The organism is Paenarthrobacter sp. Y-19 (assembly GCF_029223985.1).
GTDB classification, from domain to species: domain Bacteria; phylum Actinomycetota; class Actinomycetes; order Actinomycetales; family Micrococcaceae; genus Arthrobacter; species Arthrobacter nicotinovorans.
The window spans coordinates 1,622,448-1,638,899 of the sequence record NZ_CP119414.1 but is presented as its reverse complement, the minus strand read 5'-3'; the positions used below and the strand labels follow the sequence as shown (position 1 = coordinate 1,638,899).

Here is a 16,452-nt window from a genome sequence, read left to right as displayed (position 1 = left end):
CTCCCGCACTGGCGGACACGGCTGAGCCGGGCCTTCCAGCTCCCGGCCCGCTGTGACTTTTGGCCCTGTTTGAAGGACCATCGGCCGCCCATGCTGGGACTGGAGGACAGGAGGCAAACCATGGAACTTTCCAACTTCGAGAAACTTGAATTGGACAAGATCGCCAAGGGACTCGAGGAAGAGGATCCCAAGCTGGCTGCGCTCATGAGCTTGGAGGACTTGGGACGAATCCGCTGGACGCAGGCCGTGCGTGGAGTCCTCGTCGGACTGGCCGGACTCGGCTTGTTGCTCACCGGCGTCGCCCTCAGTGAACCGGTACTGGGAATAACAGGCTTCATGGTGATGGGCGGTGGCACCTTCTGGGCAACCCTCTTCATGGATGCCCGTCCCGGCCGCAGGAAGACAACTGCCTCCAAGCAACGTCAGGGAAAAGATAAGGAAACACCATGAAAGCACTGATTGTTTACGATTCCGCTTACGGAAATACCAAGGCAATCGCGGAAGCGGTGGCTTCGGGTCTTGGCACCGCCAACGCCAGCACAGTACCAGTTGCCCGGTTCTGGCGTGCTGATGTCTCGGTAGGAGACCTGCTGGTAGTAGGAAGCCCTATTAATGGCTGGCGCCCCACTCCAAAGACCATGGAAACACTGACCGCCGTCGAGTCCGAGGGACTCACGGGGGTGTTGGCTGCTGCTTTCGACACCCGGGTCAAGCTGTTCATCCACGGTGACGCTGCCGGGAAGATTTCGAGGCACTTGAAAAAGGCGGGAGCCACTCCCGTCAGCAAGCCCATGCCTTTCTATGTCGGAGGCACTGAGGGACCCCTCCTTCCCGGCGAAACCGATCGCGCGAAAACCTGGGGCGCGCAGCTGCTGTCCCTGATGAAGTCCCAGGCCGCGAAGAGGAGCCAGTGATGGCCGGGCGTTTGGATCCCAGCAAGGTGATCGTAGGGGTCGACGGGTCTCCCGCTTCAGTTGAAGCCCTGCGTCAGGGCCAACATCTGGCCATGGCCCTCAATGCGCCTTTGGAAGCCTGGGCCTGTTGGGAATTGCCCGTTGGCTACGAGGCCTACCTGGCAATGGGGATCGACGGTTTTGCCCACGACGCCGAGCAGAACATGGAGGAGGCCCTCGCGAAGGCCTTCGGGGCGGACCTGCCGAAGAATGTGAGCAGGCGTCTCGTTCAGGGATCCGCACGCGCCGCTTTGGTGGAGGGAAGCAAGCATGCAGCGCTCGTCGTCGTCGGCCGCCGCGGACACGGGGGCTTTGGCGGACTCCTTTTGGGCTCAGTGAGTTCGGCCGTCGTCGCCCATGCGCATTGCCCGGTAGTCGTGGTTCATACACACGAAACCACCCCCTGAGATGGAACCGGACCAGGCGACGCGGCTCACGGCAGCCGGCACGACCTGCCGGCGTTGGCGGCAACGGCAGCGGGACTTTGGGCCCTGTCGAGGCGGATCGCACCGCCATAGGATCGCGGCATGACAGACAACAATATAGTGCCTGAGGCAGAAGTCCTCGGAGCCGACGATTGCTGGAGGCTTCTGGGCGAAACACACGTTGGCCGTCTCTCGGTCATCGTGGACGGACACCCGGACATCTTTCCGGTGAACTTTGCGGTAGACAACCAGACGATTGTCTTTCGAACCGGGATGGGGACCAAACAGCAGGCCATGGAAGCCGACTCCGTGGTGGCGCTGGAATCGGATTCGGTGAGCGGGGAGTTCGGCATCGCCTGGAGCGTTGTGGTGAAAGGTGCCGCCGAAGCAGCCGGGCCGGGCAGCCCCACCATGGACGAATTGCGGCGGGCCCTCTTCCCTTGGCAAGGAATTGGCCAGGACTTCCTCTATCGGATAGTTCCCCGGTCCATCACCGGCAGGCGCTTTGATCTTTCAGCACCGATGTCCCTGCAAACCCCGCTCGACGACGCCACGCGGGCAGGCTTGGAATAAGTCCCGGCCGTCCGCTGTGCCCCTTCCTCTCAAGAAGCAGGCGACGTCCGGGCCGGTTCTTCCTTTGACGCGGCTTCCCCTGCGCACAAGCGTTCGGTGCACTGCAGTTAGCCCGCGCGTCGGTTGGTCCGGTTGTCTTTATTGGCTCTCCATGCGACTCTGAGGGGAGGCATGGATGGTGCCTGGGGTGCATGGCTCCGAACGTTCGCTCAGGGCCGTTGCCCGCGCTGCTGCCGAGTCAGACGAGGAAGGGCAAGAGCTCACAGTGAATATCGGGTGACCGCCGGGTCCCGCTCTTCACTGCCGGTGGAGGTCGCCACGGCTGAGGCTCCCGGTCTGTTCATGCACATTTTTGCTAGATAGACTTGCATCTTCAGATTAGAAGTAACTGAGGTGCGTGATGAACGGCTTCGACCAGCAGGCGCTGACGAGGGCAGCCATTGATCTGCTCGCCCTCAGTCCCGACGACGTTTGGGTCGCACAACTCGCCAACGGGGGCAATGCGAGCAGGGGGGAGATCGCCGCATATTGCGCTGCAGAGGCCGCGCTCAGCGGTGACGCCAGGGACGCAGTGTCTCAGGCCGTCAACGAACTGATCATGGATTTCGACCTGCCCCTGCGGGTTCCTTATAGCTTCGACCCGGAAACGGGAAGCGTCGAACCCCGGGAGTAGTTGCAGGCAGCCGGCTGTGGATGTGCCTTTTGTAGCGTCCGGACATCTGATGATCTGCCAGCACATGTGGGGCCTTCTGATCAACCAAGGATCTGCGCACCGGTAGTTCCTGCACCCGGTACTTGGAGGCTGAGGTACTAGGGCGCCGGTGGTGGTTTGGTGGCCCGCTTGTGGCGCAGTTCGATGTTGAGGGTTTCCTTTTCCACGAAGTCCAGGGCACTTCGCACCGCACCCATGGTCACCACGGAATCGCCCAAAGGGGACACTACCAGCGACGGGACCGTAGCGGGAATTCGCGGGGAGCCGCACTGAAATTGGTTCGAGCAGGGCGCCGGCCGACCTGGCAACTGCACCACCTATCACCATAAGTTCGGGGTTGTGGATGGCGGCGACCGCTCCTTACGTCCCTCGCCATCCGGTCGGCCAGCCGTTCAAGAATCCACCGTGCCCCGGCGTCGCGTTGGAGCGCGGCGGCGAAGACGTGTTCAGCCTCGACAGCTCCGGGACCAAAGCGCTCGCTGGCCAGAATAACGACGACGACATCCACCCCGACTGCCGAACCTTGCCAGCGCTCGCCCAAGGCCGCAAGGTTTCCGTCGTTGGCCAACAAAGTCGTTGGCCAACAAAACGGTCCCCCCGTGGAGTTCCTTAAGGGCCCGATATCAGACCGACGTCAAAAAGGGCCCAAAAAGGTTGAGCCACCAGAACATCACCGTTCCGGTCTACCGGAGCCGCGATTCCTGCGGAGTGGACACGGAGGGCTCTGCGCTTATTGGCTCTTGACCTCCCTCCCGCTCAGGTCACATACTGCTTCAGGCACTAAATTTTGATCCCAAATAAACTTCGGAGACACAAAATGAATGCAAGCCCCGACCACTCAGGCAGCCACGCCATCGATGCCACGACAGATCGCTGGACCTCACTCTGGGAGCCGGCCGCCCGCCGCTACCAGCCTCTCGTCGACCAGACGACGCCGACTGTACCTCCTGCGGCCTCCCCGCTACCCGGCGCGGCAGCCCAGGCTTAGTCCGGACGCAACATTCCGGGCCACCCGGCGTCGTACGACCTTGGCTGCGACGGTGGGCTGCTTGTCCTCGCCGAGCCTCGCCCTCAGTGCGCCAGCTCTACCTTTTGGTTCGCCTACAAACGCTTCCCGTCGAAGCCATTTGCTATTGCTTGATGATCCCCCTCCGCCTCTCTTGATGGATCGCCGTCATCGTGATGCGGCCGCCCAAGTCCCGCGGCGACGCCGGCAGGTGTCGGGATTCCCGGCCTGCAGCCGCCCATCCACGCTTGTGGCCGAAACGCCTTTTTGGGGTCGCCGCCCCACCATCCATCACGGCGAACACCTGTGGACGCGTCGTTCTTCGCGCGCTTGCCCTTCTTCACTATTAATGATTCAGTAATACCATGTCCAGAATTCAGGCCCAACAGGACGCCCAGATGCTTCGGGCCGTCCTGCCCCTACTGACCCTCACTTTGATCGGCGAGAACGAATCTTATGGCTATCAACTTGTCGAACGGCTGGCCGGCCTGGGGCTGGACGTATCAACCGGATTGGTCTACCCCGTACTTAGCAGACTTGAGCGCGATGGCCTGGTCAGCACGAGAAAAGTCACGTCCAGCAACGGGCCGCCCCGCAAGTACTTTGCACTCACTGCGGCCGGCACAAAAGCCAGGTCGGACGCGAAAGAGCAGTGGCTCCTGGTAGCCGCGGCGGTCCACCAAGCAACCGAGAAGGAGCACCTCCAGCCATGACCAGCAGCACCCTGCAGACAGAGGATCCCCGCCCATCGTTTCCTGCCCGCCTACGTACGGAGACGTATCTTGCCCGTGTCGACTGGCACCTTGAGGCCGTCATGAACGGCAAGCACCGCAGGTCGACAATCAGGGAACTACGGCAAGCAATACTCTCCGATCCCCGCGGCATCGACGTAAGCCTCGATGACCTCGGATCGCCCAAGTCGCTAGCCCGGCAATATGGCGACGATGAAGACCTCCAACCTCTATGGTCAATCGGCGTCATCTCAGCAGGGTCGATGTTGTTCGCTTACTGGGTCCTCTTCCTGACCTTTGCTTTTGGCATGCTGGCAGCGACGGACTCAAGCACACCCATGAAGGCGCACGCGGAGTTCCTGTTCGTCGATGTCACCACCTTCTCTACAGCCGAGGCGGTTGGCATTGAATGGACCAGCGGTTGGGCATGGCTGATCGTACCGGCGATCATCGGCGTCGTTTCTTTCTTGCTGGGCGCGCGCTGCTGGCGTCTTTTCGGCCGTTCGGGAAGACGTACGCCCTAGCGCCGCCACTGCGAGGTTCAGGACAACGGCGCCCGCACTGTCCGGCTTCCACGACGAGCCCGACATTGGTCACTGGTCCCGGCCCCTCACCAGTGAAGCCAGGACTAACCGCCCCCCTGGAAGCGCGATACCCCTTGGCGGCACTGGTCCAGCCAGTCGACGTCCAGCCGAAGGCGGAACCGGAGCCTACAGCGGACGACCCCTCCACGATTCCTCGTCGACGCGTCTGACTTGCCCAGCCGGAAACCACTCCACATGATAAACGCGCCGGTCATCCACCCACTCAACAAGCCCAAAGGTCCTCGTATATTTGATCGCCCGGCCATAGATCTCCCCCACCCGGACCAGCGGCTGACTGCCAGGCTCCAACTCGATGATCTTCCCGTCATCAGGCCTGGGGTGGCTGTTATCGGCATCTATCTGCGCCAACATCCGGGCAAAGGCGGCGGAGTCTTGCTTCGGTCTCATGACAACAAGACTAGAACATATATTCGAATCAGGAATCCCTTCCCCGTACCGCACGACATCGGCGTGGTTGGGTTCGACAATTGGGAACTCTTCAGCACCACGCCCCAACCCCCGCTGACAACAGTGGACATGAACCTCGAGGACATGGGCCGCGCCGTGGCGGAGGAACTCCAGGAGGCCATCTCGGACAAGCCCCGGCCAAGTCGCCGTCATCCGTGCTCCACCGTCCGAAGCTGTCCCGCAAAACGGCAGTTACCCGCGGAATATATTCTGAGCACACTCAGTAATGAGTACAGTCACCCGGGATCCCAAGGCGGCACTTGCCAAACCTCTCCCGGAACCGTCCAGCCAGCTGGCCACGACGGTAATCACAACAGAAAGTTCGTGAAAATGTACTCACTCAATGGAGCAGTTGTCCTCGTCACCGGCGCGAACGGCGGGATCGGGACCCACTTCGTCCACACCGCCCTGGCGCGGGGCGCCAGCAAGGTCTACGCCACCGCGCGAACCCCTCGCACCTGGGACGACAACCGAATCGTTCCGCTGACTTTGGACATCACGGACCCGTCGTCCATACAGGCCGCTGTCGAGGCTGCGCCCGATGCAACCGTTCTGATCAACAACGCTGGAGCATCCGTGGCCACCTCGGGCATTCTCAACCACACTGATGCGGAGATCCGAGCCAATGTGGAGACGAACTTCCTGGGCCCGCTCTTCCTCGCCCGCGCGTTCGCACCGATCCTGTCGGCCAAGGACAATGCTGCGATCGTCGATATCCACTCCGCCATGAGCTGGTACGCCGTCGGTGGCATTTACAGCGCAACCAAGGCCGCCCTGTGGTCGGCCACGAATTCGCTGCGCCTGGAGCTCGCGCCCGAGGGCGTCCATGTGGTGGGCGTCCATGTGGGGTATGTGGACACGGCGATGGCCGCACACACCACCGACCCCAAGATGGACCCGGCCGAACTGGTCAACACGGTGCTGGACGCCGTGGAGGCCGGTGAATACGAGGTACTCGCCGACGAGACATCAGTCCAACTCAAGGCCGGGCTCAGCGCCCCAATAGAGGCGCTCTACCCCCAGCTCTCCCCCAGCAAGTCCCGGTAACAACAGCCGCGCCGTGGTGATGGATCAGCCCCATCGCCACGGCGCTTTCTCCATTCACGCTTGACTAGAAAACTGAGTCCACTCATAATTGAGTTAAATCACTTAGTAAAGGAGTACCGCGACATGCGCGCATTTGTTGTCACCAAATACAAGGAACCCCTCCAGGAAGCCGACGTCGCCGAACCTGTCATAGGCGACCGTGACGTGCTGGTGCAGGTCCACGCTGCCGGGCTGAACCAGCTGGACGAAAAGATCCGATTGGGCGAGTTCAAGCAGATCCTTCCCTACAAACTCCAGCTGATCCTCGGCAACGACGTTGCAGGCACAGTGCTTCGCGTGGGACAAAGCGTGAAGGGATTCAAGCCCGGCGACGAGGTTTACGCCCGCCCCCACCAAGACCGCATCGGCACCTTCGCCGAACGGATAGCAATCGCGGAGGAAGACCTCGCGCTCAAGCCCGTAGCGACCACCATGGAGGAAGCCGGCTCGCTGCCACTTGTAGCGCTGACGGCATGGCAGGCCCTCGTAGAACAGGGCAATGTGCAACCAGGGCAGAAAGTTCTTATCCATGCCGGCGCTGGCGGGGTGGGATCCACCGCCATCCAGCTCGCCAAACATCTCGGTGCGACCGTTGCTACCACCGCCAGCAGCTCCAACGCCGGATTCGTCCGCGACCTCGGCGCCGACGTCGTCATCGACTACCGCAACCAGGACTTCGAAAAGCTTCTGAGCGGATACGATCTGGTGCTCGACAGCCTCGGAGGCGAAAACCTCCAGAAATCACTGCGCATCCTCAAACCAGGCGGGAAGGCGATAGGGATCGCCGGCCCGCCCGATCCGGCCTTCGCCCGCAGGGCAGGCCTCAACCCCGTGCTGCTCCTTGCGACCACTGCACTCAGCAGCAAGATCCGCCGGAAAGCAAGGAAGCTCGGCGTCAGCTATGAATTCCTCTTCATGCGGGCCAGCGGCGATCAACTTCGCCGAATCAGTGCCCTGGTGGACGACGGCGCACTGCGCCCCATCGTAGGGAGAGTCTTCACCTTCGGCCAAGCTCCGGAGGCACTGCAATCCCTGGCCGCAGGTGGCTTCCGAGGCAAAGCAGTCCTCAGCGTCACCGCCTGATCCACCGCTGCTATCCGCCCAGGAATTAATCCAATAACCCAGGAGAACCATCATCATGGACTACACCGACGCACCCAACGAGCCGGTCATCACCTCATATGCGGAGGCACCGGCCAGAACCATCACCGCCGGCGGCATCAGCTTCGCCTACCGCGAGCTTGGGCCCAGGGGCGGGATCCCCGTCATCTTCTTCGTGCATCTCGCCGCTACGTTGGACAACTGGGATCCCAGGATCATTGACCCCATTGCCAGGAACCGCCACGTCATCACCTTCGACCAGCCCGGAGTCGGCGCGTCCACAGGACACGTTCCCACCAGCATCGAAGCAATGGCCGACGACGCCTACACCTTCATCAAGGCCCTGGGCTTCACAACCATTGATGTCTTCTCCTTCTCTTTGGGCGGCATGATCGCCCAGGACCTCGTCTCAAAACACCCCAGCCTTGTCCGCAAACTGGTCCTGACCGGAACCGGTCCCCGCGGTGTGAAGAACATCGACAAGGTGGTCCGTACCACCTACTGGGACATCCTGCGCGCGACCGTCACCCGTTCAGACCCCAAGGAATTCCTCTTCTTCAACCGCAACGTCGCCGGCAAGACCGCTGCGAAAGCCTTCATTAACCGCCTGCAGGAGCGGACCGGGAACCGTGACCAACCAATCACCACCCGCGCGTTCCAAACACAGCTCAAAGCAATCCGGAAGTACGGCCGCTCGGCCCCGTCGGACCTGTCCTTGCTAACACAGCCCACGCTGATCGCCAACGGCGACAACGATCGAATGGTGCCTTCCAGGCTCTCCGAGGACCTTCACCGCCGCATCAAAGGTTCCCAACTGATCATCTACCCAGACTCCGGCCACGGCGGTATCTTCCAGAACCACGCCACGTTCGCACCCGCCGTCGTCGAATTCCTCACCCCCTGACCAGTACGCCGGCCAAGGCACCTGGCCCGCACTTCGATACACTCATTAGTGAGTCGAGTCATTTTGATTTCGGAGGAGCCCCTTGCCTGTCACATCCAAGCCTCTCGGACGGCGCGAGCGGAACAAGCAGGAGAAGCTGGACCGGATCACCGCCGCAGCCTCTGAACTCTTCGCCCAATATGGGGTGGAGGAGGTCACCACCCAGCAGATCGCCGACAAAGCGGACATCGGCACCGGAACCCTGTTCCTCTACGCCAAAACCAAAGGCGAACTGCTCCTCCTCGTTCAGAACGCCAACTACGCCGCAGCCCTCGAACGCGGCCGGGCCGCAGCGGAAGAAACTCCCGGCGCCCTGGATGCGGTGATGTCCATCGTGAAGCCGATCGTGGAGTGCAACCGAACCCAGGTCGACAACGGACGCTTCTACCTGCGCGAAATGGTATTCGGAGACCCCACAGAGCCACACCACAGCGCAGCCCTGGCGATCGTTGGGGAAACCGAGGAAGCCATCGCCACCGTATTCACCCGGGATGGACTGGCTGATGCCCAGGACGCCGCGACGACAGCACGGGTTGTGTCTGCGGTCATGTTCATGACCATGGCAGCAAGTGACAACACCGGCATTGACATCGAGGCCCTGGTGCAGGAAATCAGGACCCAGATTCGGCTGTTGATACCACGCTGAAACGGGCCGGGTCCCCTGCCCGGGTGCGTTACACGTCGATTGCAGACGTATGGACCGGCTTGCCGGGCTAAAGTCACAGACGGGGCGCCACGTCGCTTGTACATTCTGTTCAGACGCGGTGGGGGAAGGATTCCACCTTGGCCGGGTCGCACTCTACGACGTCGCCCAGCGCCTCATCGATCAGCTGCAGCGTTTCCTTCCCCAGGACGAGGCCAGCCGCCTTGACCGTGTCCTCCAGTTGTTCCGGCCGGCTGGCGCCGACGATGGCCGCCGACACGTTGGGATGAGCCAGGACCCAGGCGACTGCCATCGTGGCCAACGGCACGCCAAGGGTGTGGGCGATCGGCTTGAGTTTCTCTACACGCTCCAGTACCTCAGGGCTCACGAACCTGTGCCCGGCCTTTAGTTCTCCCGCCGGCGTGCTGAAACGACTTCCCACCGGAACAGTGGACGTGCCGTACTTGCCGCTGAGCACGCCTTGTGCGAGCGGCGACCAGCACACCTGGGTGATCCCGAGCTCTTCGCATGCGGGCACGACGTCGGTCTCTATGACGCGCCAAAGCATGTTGTACTGCGGCTGACTGGAAACCAATTGGATGCCAAGCCCCGCTGCCACAGCGGCGCCGGCGCGAATCTCCTCAACCGTCCACTCCGAGACCCCGATGTAGTGGGCCTTGCCGGCATGGACGATGTCCGCGAAGGCGCCCATGGTCTCCTCCAGCGGGGTTTCGTAGTCGTAGCGGTGCGCCTGGTAGACGTCCACGTAGTCAGTCTGAAGACGGCGCAACGATCCGTTGATGGATTCCATAACGTGCTTGCGGGACAGGCCCCGGTCGTTCTTACCGGTGCCAGTTGGGAAGTACACCTTCGTCATGACTTCGACCCCCTCGCGCCGTGAGCCTTTGAGGGCCACCCCGAGCATGGTTTCCGCCTCAGTCCCCGCATAGGCGTCTGCGGTGTCGAATGTCGTGACGCCAAGGTCCAGGGCCTTGCGCACGCATGCCGTCGCGACATCCTGGTCCACGGTCTCCCCGTGGGTGGCCCAATTGCCCAAAGCGATCGCGCTGACGTACATTCCGCTGTTTCCGAGTTTCCTGTAATGCATGAGCATTCCTTTCCGGGTATATGGCGCGCTACGGCGTGACCTTGAGTTCCCGGATGGTCAGTTCCCGGAACGTGGCCGCACCTTCGTGGGCGTAGAGGCGGATGCCGTCATCGCCGTCGAGCGGGAAGACCCGGTGCGAATGGACCACGCGCCCGTCGCCGACGAACATCTCGACACTTGTCCGATCCACCAGGATGCGTAGCGTGAGACTTCCGGCGGCGGGGTCCACCGGGGTTTGGGATTCCCCGGCCGTGGGGTTGACGGTGGGACGGCGGTTGACGTAGGCGAAGGGCCCGCGCAGGTAGGCGCCTGCTGCAACGTGTCTGCCTCCTCCTGGTGCGCGGCATAGCTCGAAACCGAGATTGGCCGGTGGCGCAGCCGGATCCCACACCACCTCGCAGCTCAGATCGTACGCGTTCGAGCGGACCTTCAAGTCGTATGTACCGGCAACTGCCACATCACCCAGCCGATGTGTGCGCTTCACGTGGTTACCCAGCGCGGTCGTGGGGGTGGAGGAAAGGTAGTAGGCGCCATTTCCACGCTTGAGCCGGACGTCACGCACGATCATGTCGTCGCCGTTGTAACCGTCAGCGGCAAGGGTGGGCGTGTTGTGGGGGTAGTCCCAGAAATTAGCCCATCCGATCGCCCGCCGCAGGGTTGGGTCCTCCGCACCCGATTCTGTGTGATGCGGGTAGGTCACAGCGCCATAGAAATCGAAACCGTAATCGAGCCATTCCGGCTCGGCATGGTCGGGTGTAAAGGAACTGCCGTCGAAAGCGCCGGTCCAATACGCATACGTCGCGGGCAATCCGCGGCCCTTGCCGTTCGCGCTGGTGCCCAGGACCCAATGGGAGGTGCCGTCGTCGGCTGTCATCCGAAAGAGGTCAGGGCACTCAAGAAGCCCAAGGTCAGTGCGGACAAACTCCCCAACAGGCTTCCAGGACCGCAGGTCCGGGGAGGCGTAGAAGCCGAGCTTCTGCCCCTCGGCGTTGGCCATGAACCACCGCCCACGGTCCGCGTCCCGGATCACCTTGGGATCACGGAAATCGTGCACGCCGGGGTTGGGCAGCACCGGAGCCGCGCTACCGGGCTTGAACGAACGCCCCCTGTCAGTCGAGTACCAAAGGTACTGCGCCTGGCGACCTTCCGGTGCCTGAGTGACGAGTGCTATGACCGCCCCCGCACCGTATCCCGCAGTATTTCGCTCATCCACCACCAGGCATCCGGACCAACAGTCACCGTTGCCGTTGCTGAACTTCGGGATCGCGACACCCCGGTCCCGGAACGCTACATGATCGGTTGTAGTGGCCCGGCGCCAGGACGTGCCGCCCCCGCCGGTGATGTAGTCGGCGTTGTACAGGTAGTAGTAGTGGTACTCCCCGTCCAGGTAGATGGGTCGTTGGGGATCGTTCTTCCAGTTGTCGCTGACGCTGAAGTGATAGTCGGGGCGCATCCGGGTTGGTCCTTTCGAGGGGCTGCCTGCCGCCGACGCGGGGCCGGACAGCGCCAGGGATCCGCCCAAAGCAACCGCACCGGCGCCTGTCAGTAGTCCGCGGCGGGAGAATGATGATGAATTCTTCATGGGTTTCACTTCCGTTCCGGCAGGAGGCTGCGGGTTTCTTCGAACACCCCGGCCATGGTCCAAGCATCAAAGGAGAGGAGCCGCACCGTACCTTCGGTGGCGGCCAGTGTTACGCGCCCGCCGCCTTGGGTCGGGTAGACGCGGGCAGTCAGCGGCTTGCCGTTGGCGAAAATTTCGACGGCGGACCGGTCCACCAGAATGCGTAGGCGAACCCATCCGTCCGTCATGGGAAGGGGGCCGGACTTCTCCTCCACATCAACGGCCGGGTCCAGGCTGCTGCGCGTGCGGTCCAGATGCAGCATGCCGGTGGCGCCTCCGTCGGCCGAGCGGCCCAGAATGACCACCGTCTCTTCAGCGCCGTCCACGGATCCAAGCAGTCCGAGTCGCAGCTCCGCACCTGCGGAGAGCTGCAACTCCACCTCAAGGTCGAGTTGGTTGCCGGAAACACCGGTATCCATGGCCGTTCCGGCCACCAGTACTTGGGCAGGCACATGGGAGTGATTCCTGCGCAGCTTCCCGATTTCGGGCACTGGCGCGAACTCCAGGGTTCCGTCGTTGCCCAACGTGGCGACCCGCGGCAGGCTCATGACCCCCGACCACCCGGCTTCCACCATGGCTGCGTCGCTTCGCCCCTCCTGCATCCAGCCGAACATGACCCGCCGGCCGGATTCATCCTGGAAAGACTGGGGCGCGTAGAAGAAGCGGCCGCCGAAATCCAGCCGGTGCAGCGACTTGGGGTCGAAGGTGTCGCCGGCGTAACGACCCGTCCAGTACAGCGGGTGGCGGGTTTCGCCGTCGTTCCACGCGGAAAAGACCAACACATCCGTCGAGTCACCGGCATGTGGAGATCCCAACGATCCTTGTCCTGCACGGAAAAGATCAACACATTCCCACATGGTCCCTGTCCAGTCAGGGCCTTCAGGATCACGTTGAGAGGCATCCCCGATGAACAGTGGCCCGAGATAATCCCAGGTGCGCAGGTCCGAGGACTCGTAAAGAAACGCCGTGCCGCCGACGTCCCGGATCCCCGAACCGACCAGCTGCCGCCAAACGCTTCCCTCCCGCCATACGCAATGATCGCGGAAGGCAGTTATGTCCACACCGGCCGGCGGTGCGCCAATGACCGGGTTTCGGGGGTCCTTGGTCCAGTCCTGCAAGTCCGGAGTTCCTGCGGCGACGCAGGGCAACTCCTTGCCGCCGGACCGCCCGGAGTACACCAAAGTGGGCGTGCCGCCGTCGTTCACCAACACCCCTGACCAGCAGCCCTCGGCGTCCGGTCCCGCGGACGGTTCCAAAGCTACGGGTTGGTCACTCCAGGAGACCAGATCGGTGCTGGTGGCGTGGCCCCACTGGATGCGGTGGTGGAAGGCACCCTCCGGGTTGTACTGATAGAAGAGATGGTAAGTGCCGTTCCATTGGCTGACACCGTTGGGATCGTTGAGCCAACCGGCCGGCGAGACGAAGTGGAAACGCGGCCTTAGTGGATCTGCCTCGGCACGGGCCACTAATTCATCCTGCGGAACCGTGGCGAGCGGATGGGTCACTTCAGTCATGCGGAAGCCTCATCTTGAGCGGTCGACGCCGGGTGGCCGGGTTGGATTGGTTCACTCGCCAGGGCGTGGCCGCCGGCAGCGGCCCATGGACGGTACAGGTGGCAGCGCACCCAGTGACGGTTTTCGGGGTCCCCCACCCGATGGCGGACTGGTTCCTCGGCCGAGCAGGCCTGGTCCGGGTCGCCGTCGAACATGCAGTGCGTCGAGGCCATGACCGCCTGCCTCAGTTCGGCCCGGCGGACGGGATCGTACGAGCCCGCCCGGGCCGGATCCGGCACGGCCGAGACCAGCAGTTGGGTGTAGGGGTGCGCAGGGTTGGCCAACAGATCCAGGGACTCGCCCTCTTCAACGAGCTCTCCGGCGAACATGACCGCCGTCCGGTCCGCCAGGTAGCGGGCGGAGGCGAGGTCGTGGGTGATGTACAGCATGGAGATGCCTTGCTCGTCGCGGAGCTTACGCATCAGGTTCAGCACGCCGATCCGGACGGAGACGTCCAGCATGGACGTCGGCTCGTCGGCCAGGATGACCTGCGGTTCAACGGCCAGGGCCCGGGCGATCGCAACGCGTTGGCGCTGACCTCCCGAGAGCTCGTGCGGGTACGAGTTCAGCATGTCAGCTTCCAAGCCGACGGTGGTCATAAGTTCTTCCAGGCGGTGCCGGGTCTGCTCCTCGGAACCGCCCTTGCCGTGGATCGCCAGGGAACGCCGCAGGAAATGCTCGATCCTGTGGGCCGGGTTCAAGGAGCCAAAGGGGTCCTGGAACACCATCTGCAATTGGGACCGGAAGGCCCGGGACGCTTGGAACCGATCCCGTTTGAGGACATCGACGCCGTCAATGAGGATCTCCCCCGAACTCGGCTTCTCGAGCCGCGCCACACAGCGGGCCAGGGTGCTTTTGCCGGAACCGGACTCTCCCACGAGGGCTACGATTTCGCCCTTGCCGATGGTCAGATCGATGTCGTGCAGGGCGCGGACGGAGTCGCGGGAGAACAAGCCGCCAATCGGGAACGACTTTCCCAGTCCACGGATTTCAAGGGCAGGGGTACTGGTTTTGGACGCGGCCGAGGGGGTCATCAGGGAGTGGCTCATCGTGCAGCTCCTTCGAAGTCAGTCGAATCAATCACCGAAGCGTCGGCACCAAACGGGGCCACAAAATGGCCGGGTGCTGCCTCGGTGAGGTCCGGGATGTTCCGGAACTTCACGCCGTCGGGCAGTCCCGTCAACGGAACGCGGGGACCGGTAAGGGGCGGAAACGCGCCCATCAGTGCCTGGGTGTAGGGGTGACGGGGATCGGCATATACGTCCTGGGCTTTCGCGGTTTCCACGATCCGGCCGCCGTACATGACGGCCATGCGGTGCGAGAGTTCCACCATGAGGGACATATCGTGCGTGATGAAAAGGACGGAGAAGCCGAGCTCGCGTTGAAGTTCCTTGATTTGGGCCATGATTTCCTGTTGCACCACCACGTCCAGTGCTGTGGTGGGTTCGTCCAGGATCAGCAGTGACGGCTTGAGCGCCACGGCCATGGCAATGACGGCACGCTGACGCATTCCGCCGGAGAGCTGGTGCGGGTAGGACTTCAGCCGGGCGGGATCGATCCTGACAAGCTCCAGCAGTTCACCGGCACGTCGCAACGATTCCTTCCGGGAGTAACCGGCGTGGGTGGTGAAGATGTCCACGATCTGGTCGCCGATGGTCATCACCGGATTGAGCGAATTCATGGCCGACTGGAACACCATCGCCACGTCCTGCCACCGGAAGCGCCGCAGCTCCTCGGCACTCATGGCCAGGACGTCCTTGCCGCCGAAGGAAATGCTGCCGCCGGCGATCTTTGCGGGATCCTTCAGGAGCCTCATGATCGAGTTGGCAATGGTGGACTTGCCGCAGCCGGACTCCCCCGCCAGACCGAACACCTCGCCGGTGCCGATGCTGAAGGAAACGCGGTCGACGGCGGTGGTGGAGCGGGTATCTCCGATGTACTTGACGGTGAGGTTCTTGACGTCGAGGACGGGTTCGTGGGAGCCGAAGGAGACTTGGGAGATGGTCATTTGGCGGTGCTCGTTTCGGCTTTCGTGGGTGTTGTTTTGGGCGTCTTGATCTTTCGCAGCCGCGGATTGGTGACTTCGTCCACGGCGTAGTTGATCAGGGCAAGGGCGAACGCGACCAGTGCGATGCACACACCGGAGGGTACGAACACCCACCAGCTCCCGGTCAGCAGGGCACCTTCGTTACCGGCCCAGAAGAGGTTGTTGCCCCACGAGACCGTGCTGACGTCACCAAGACCCAGGAACTCCAGGCCCGCTTGGGCTCCGATGCCGTAGATGACGCAGGCCAGCAGCGTGCCCATGACGATCGAGGCCATGTTGGGCAGGATCTCGCGGAACATGATCCGTCCTGCCCGTTCGCCGGACACGACGGCCGCAGCGACGAAGTCCTTGGACCGGATCGACAGTGCCTGGGAGCGCAGGACGCGGGCCGAACCGGCCCATCCCGTGACCACAAGAACCAGGATCACAGTCCCAAGGCCCGGCGGAAGGAACGCCGCCAGGATGACCAGCAGGGGCAGTCCGGGCAGAAGCAGGAAGACGTTGGTGACCAGGGACAAGGCTTCGTCAATGAACTTGCCGAAGTACGCCGAGGCCAGACCCACGAGAATGCCTATGAAAGTGGACGCCAGACCCACCGTCAGTCCCACGAACAGGGAACTCCGTGAGCCGTGGACGGTCAGCGCCAGCACGTCCTGTCCCTTGGCGGTAGTCCCCAGCCAGTGCTCTGCATCCGGTTCCAGGGACGCCATCGCGGTGATACGTGACGGGTCGCCGGGGAACAACACCGGCGCCAGGAGTGCCAGCGCAATGAACACGATCATCACGGTCATGCCCAGCAGGGCTTTCTTGTTCGTGAGAAGTCCGTGGACGAAGCTGCGGTTGGGTTTGCGGGCAGCCGGAGCTTGAGTGGGCTGCTTCAGAAGTGCGGTTGTCATGA

At 62.6% G+C, this 16,452-nt stretch carries 20 protein-coding genes and 1 pseudogene; 13 read left to right on the top strand and 8 right to left on the bottom strand.

The annotated features are described in order from the left end of the window. The first annotated feature begins 120 nt into the window (after positions 1-120). The 5 genes from PYR64_RS07585 (at position 121) to PYR64_RS07565 (ending at position 2,624) form a co-directional block, all read left to right on the top strand. Entirely contained in the window at positions 121-450 is a 330-nt protein-coding gene (locus PYR64_RS07585) for a DUF3040 domain-containing protein (RefSeq protein ID WP_162239609.1), read from the top strand. Beyond that, positions 447-914, top strand: a complete 468-nt coding sequence (locus tag PYR64_RS07580) for a flavodoxin family protein (protein WP_055976254.1) — start codon at positions 447-449, stop codon at positions 912-914. The genes PYR64_RS07585 and PYR64_RS07580 overlap by 4 nt, the downstream gene beginning before the upstream one ends. Continuing rightward, on the top strand, positions 914-1,360 hold the full coding sequence (locus tag PYR64_RS07575; protein WP_055976257.1) for a universal stress protein: 447 nt from the start codon (positions 914-916) through the stop codon (positions 1,358-1,360). Before PYR64_RS07580 ends, PYR64_RS07575 begins: the two co-directional genes overlap by 1 nt. Positions 1,361-1,480: 120 nt before the next feature. Further along, on the top strand, positions 1,481-1,951 hold the full coding sequence (locus tag PYR64_RS07570; RefSeq protein WP_055976260.1) for a pyridoxamine 5'-phosphate oxidase family protein: 471 nt from the start codon (positions 1,481-1,483) through the stop codon (positions 1,949-1,951). 400 nt (positions 1,952-2,351) lie between these two features. Continuing rightward, positions 2,352-2,624 (top strand): hypothetical protein, encoded by a 273-nt coding sequence (locus PYR64_RS07565; protein WP_018778540.1) that lies wholly within the window; start codon positions 2,352-2,354, stop codon positions 2,622-2,624. Positions 2,625-2,761: 137 nt separating this feature from the next. Here PYR64_RS07565 and PYR64_RS07560 read toward each other — a convergent pair whose 3' ends face one another. Then, entirely contained in the window at positions 2,762-2,890 is a 129-nt protein-coding gene (locus PYR64_RS07560; protein WP_255520228.1) for a hypothetical protein, read from the bottom strand. Positions 2,891-3,480: 590 nt separating this feature from the next. On the opposite strand from PYR64_RS07560, the gene PYR64_RS07555 reads away from it, so the two are divergent. The 3 genes from PYR64_RS07555 to PYR64_RS07545 all read left to right on the top strand — a co-directional run bounded on the left by PYR64_RS07555 (position 3,481) and on the right by PYR64_RS07545 (position 4,924). Next, complete coding sequence (locus tag PYR64_RS07555; RefSeq protein WP_156369823.1) at positions 3,481-3,651, top strand: hypothetical protein; 171 nt, start codon at positions 3,481-3,483, stop codon at positions 3,649-3,651. Positions 3,652-4,034: 383 nt separating this feature from the next. Next, positions 4,035-4,382 carry a PadR family transcriptional regulator gene (locus PYR64_RS07550; RefSeq protein ID WP_275779196.1) on the top strand — a complete coding sequence of 116 codons (348 nt, stop codon included), beginning with the start codon at positions 4,035-4,037 and terminating at the stop codon, positions 4,380-4,382. Then, complete coding sequence (locus PYR64_RS07545) at positions 4,379-4,924, top strand: hypothetical protein (protein WP_055976263.1); 546 nt, start codon at positions 4,379-4,381, stop codon at positions 4,922-4,924. Before PYR64_RS07550 ends, PYR64_RS07545 begins: the two co-directional genes overlap by 4 nt. Before the next feature lie 186 nt (positions 4,925-5,110). Here the strand turns inward: PYR64_RS07545 and PYR64_RS07540 are convergent, their stop codons facing one another. Further along, a complete protein-coding gene (locus PYR64_RS07540) occupies positions 5,111-5,392 on the bottom strand; it encodes a hypothetical protein (RefSeq protein WP_035733907.1) in 282 nt (93 codons plus the stop codon). Between PYR64_RS07540 and PYR64_RS07535 the strand changes: the two are divergent. The 5 genes and pseudogenes from PYR64_RS07535 to PYR64_RS07515 form a co-directional block, all read left to right on the top strand. Further along, positions 5,324-5,593 (top strand): annotated as a pseudogene (locus PYR64_RS07535) (substrate-binding domain-containing protein); the annotation flags it as partial. The gene PYR64_RS07540 and the pseudogene PYR64_RS07535 overlap by 69 nt on opposite strands. Positions 5,594-5,782: 189 nt before the next feature. After that, positions 5,783-6,499 (top strand): SDR family oxidoreductase, encoded by a 717-nt coding sequence (locus PYR64_RS07530; RefSeq protein WP_275779915.1) that lies wholly within the window; start codon positions 5,783-5,785, stop codon positions 6,497-6,499. Between the two features lie 123 nt (positions 6,500-6,622). Further along, on the top strand, positions 6,623-7,621 hold the full coding sequence (locus PYR64_RS07525; protein WP_275779193.1) for an NADP-dependent oxidoreductase: 999 nt from the start codon (positions 6,623-6,625) through the stop codon (positions 7,619-7,621). A gap of 55 nt (positions 7,622-7,676) precedes the next feature. Then, positions 7,677-8,543: an alpha/beta hydrolase gene (locus tag PYR64_RS07520; protein ID WP_275779191.1), complete on the top strand. Its 867-nt coding sequence runs from the start codon at positions 7,677-7,679 to the stop codon at positions 8,541-8,543. A gap of 82 nt (positions 8,544-8,625) precedes the next feature. After that, positions 8,626-9,228: a TetR/AcrR family transcriptional regulator gene (locus PYR64_RS07515; RefSeq protein WP_018778549.1), complete on the top strand. Its 603-nt coding sequence runs from the start codon at positions 8,626-8,628 to the stop codon at positions 9,226-9,228. 109 nt (positions 9,229-9,337) lie between these two features. On the opposite strand, the gene PYR64_RS07510 is transcribed toward PYR64_RS07515, so the two are convergent. The 6 genes from PYR64_RS07510 to PYR64_RS07485 all read right to left on the bottom strand — a co-directional run bounded on the left by PYR64_RS07510 (position 9,338) and on the right by PYR64_RS07485 (position 16,450). Then, positions 9,338-10,333: an aldo/keto reductase family protein gene (locus PYR64_RS07510; RefSeq protein ID WP_275779187.1), complete on the bottom strand. Its 996-nt coding sequence runs from the start codon at positions 10,331-10,333 to the stop codon at positions 9,338-9,340. A 28-nt stretch (positions 10,334-10,361) separates the two neighbouring features. Continuing rightward, complete coding sequence (locus PYR64_RS07505) at positions 10,362-11,786, bottom strand: glycoside hydrolase family 32 protein (RefSeq protein ID WP_345799346.1); 1,425 nt, start codon at positions 11,784-11,786, stop codon at positions 10,362-10,364. Between the two features lie 134 nt (positions 11,787-11,920). After that, positions 11,921-13,468: a glycoside hydrolase family 32 protein gene (locus PYR64_RS07500; RefSeq protein WP_275779184.1), complete on the bottom strand. Its 1,548-nt coding sequence runs from the start codon at positions 13,466-13,468 to the stop codon at positions 11,921-11,923. Then, positions 13,465-14,556, bottom strand: a complete 1,092-nt coding sequence (locus PYR64_RS07495; protein ID WP_189075665.1) for an ABC transporter ATP-binding protein — start codon at positions 14,554-14,556, stop codon at positions 13,465-13,467. Before PYR64_RS07495 ends, PYR64_RS07500 begins: the two co-directional genes overlap by 4 nt. Then, a complete protein-coding gene (locus PYR64_RS07490; protein ID WP_079581308.1) occupies positions 14,553-15,515 on the bottom strand; it encodes an ABC transporter ATP-binding protein in 963 nt (320 codons plus the stop codon). Before PYR64_RS07490 ends, PYR64_RS07495 begins: the two co-directional genes overlap by 4 nt. Further along, entirely contained in the window at positions 15,512-16,450 is a 939-nt protein-coding gene (locus tag PYR64_RS07485; protein WP_018778582.1) for an ABC transporter permease, read from the bottom strand. The genes PYR64_RS07490 and PYR64_RS07485 overlap by 4 nt, the downstream gene beginning before the upstream one ends. Positions 16,451-16,452: the final 2 nt, after the last annotated feature.

Excerpts from the sequence above, each read along its gene's own strand:
- PYR64_RS07555 (WP_156369823.1), top strand. The coding sequence starts at position 3,481 with ATGAATGCAAGCCCCGACCACTCAGGCAGCCACGCCATCGATGCCACG.
- PYR64_RS07525 (WP_275779193.1), top strand. The coding sequence starts at position 6,623 with ATGCGCGCATTTGTTGTCACCAAATACAAGGAACCCCTCCAGGAAGCC.
- PYR64_RS07580 (WP_055976254.1), top strand. The coding sequence starts at position 447 with ATGAAAGCACTGATTGTTTACGATTCCGCTTACGGAAATACCAAGGCA.
- PYR64_RS07495 (WP_189075665.1), bottom strand. The coding sequence starts at position 14,556 with ATGAGCCACTCCCTGATGACCCCCTCGGCCGCGTCCAAAACCAGTACC.
- PYR64_RS07485 (WP_018778582.1), bottom strand. The coding sequence starts at position 16,450 with ATGACAACCGCACTTCTGAAGCAGCCCACTCAAGCTCCGGCTGCCCGC.
- PYR64_RS07575 (WP_055976257.1), top strand. The coding sequence starts at position 914 with ATGGCCGGGCGTTTGGATCCCAGCAAGGTGATCGTAGGGGTCGACGGG.
- PYR64_RS07505 (WP_345799346.1), bottom strand. The coding sequence starts at position 11,786 with ATGCGCCCCGACTATCACTTCAGCGTCAGCGACAACTGGAAGAACGAT.
- PYR64_RS07570 (WP_055976260.1), top strand. The coding sequence starts at position 1,481 with ATGACAGACAACAATATAGTGCCTGAGGCAGAAGTCCTCGGAGCCGAC.
- PYR64_RS07530 (WP_275779915.1), top strand. The coding sequence starts at position 5,783 with ATGTACTCACTCAATGGAGCAGTTGTCCTCGTCACCGGCGCGAACGGC.
- PYR64_RS07550 (WP_275779196.1), top strand. The coding sequence starts at position 4,035 with ATGTCCAGAATTCAGGCCCAACAGGACGCCCAGATGCTTCGGGCCGTC.
- PYR64_RS07585 (WP_162239609.1), top strand. The coding sequence starts at position 121 with ATGGAACTTTCCAACTTCGAGAAACTTGAATTGGACAAGATCGCCAAG.
- PYR64_RS07510 (WP_275779187.1), bottom strand. The coding sequence starts at position 10,333 with ATGCATTACAGGAAACTCGGAAACAGCGGAATGTACGTCAGCGCGATC.
- PYR64_RS07545 (WP_055976263.1), top strand. The coding sequence starts at position 4,379 with ATGACCAGCAGCACCCTGCAGACAGAGGATCCCCGCCCATCGTTTCCT.
- PYR64_RS07520 (WP_275779191.1), top strand. The coding sequence starts at position 7,677 with ATGGACTACACCGACGCACCCAACGAGCCGGTCATCACCTCATATGCG.
- PYR64_RS07540 (WP_035733907.1), bottom strand. The coding sequence starts at position 5,392 with ATGAGACCGAAGCAAGACTCCGCCGCCTTTGCCCGGATGTTGGCGCAG.
- PYR64_RS07565 (WP_018778540.1), top strand. The coding sequence starts at position 2,352 with ATGAACGGCTTCGACCAGCAGGCGCTGACGAGGGCAGCCATTGATCTG.
- PYR64_RS07490 (WP_079581308.1), bottom strand. The coding sequence starts at position 15,515 with ATGACCATCTCCCAAGTCTCCTTCGGCTCCCACGAACCCGTCCTCGAC.
- PYR64_RS07500 (WP_275779184.1), bottom strand. The coding sequence starts at position 13,468 with ATGACTGAAGTGACCCATCCGCTCGCCACGGTTCCGCAGGATGAATTA.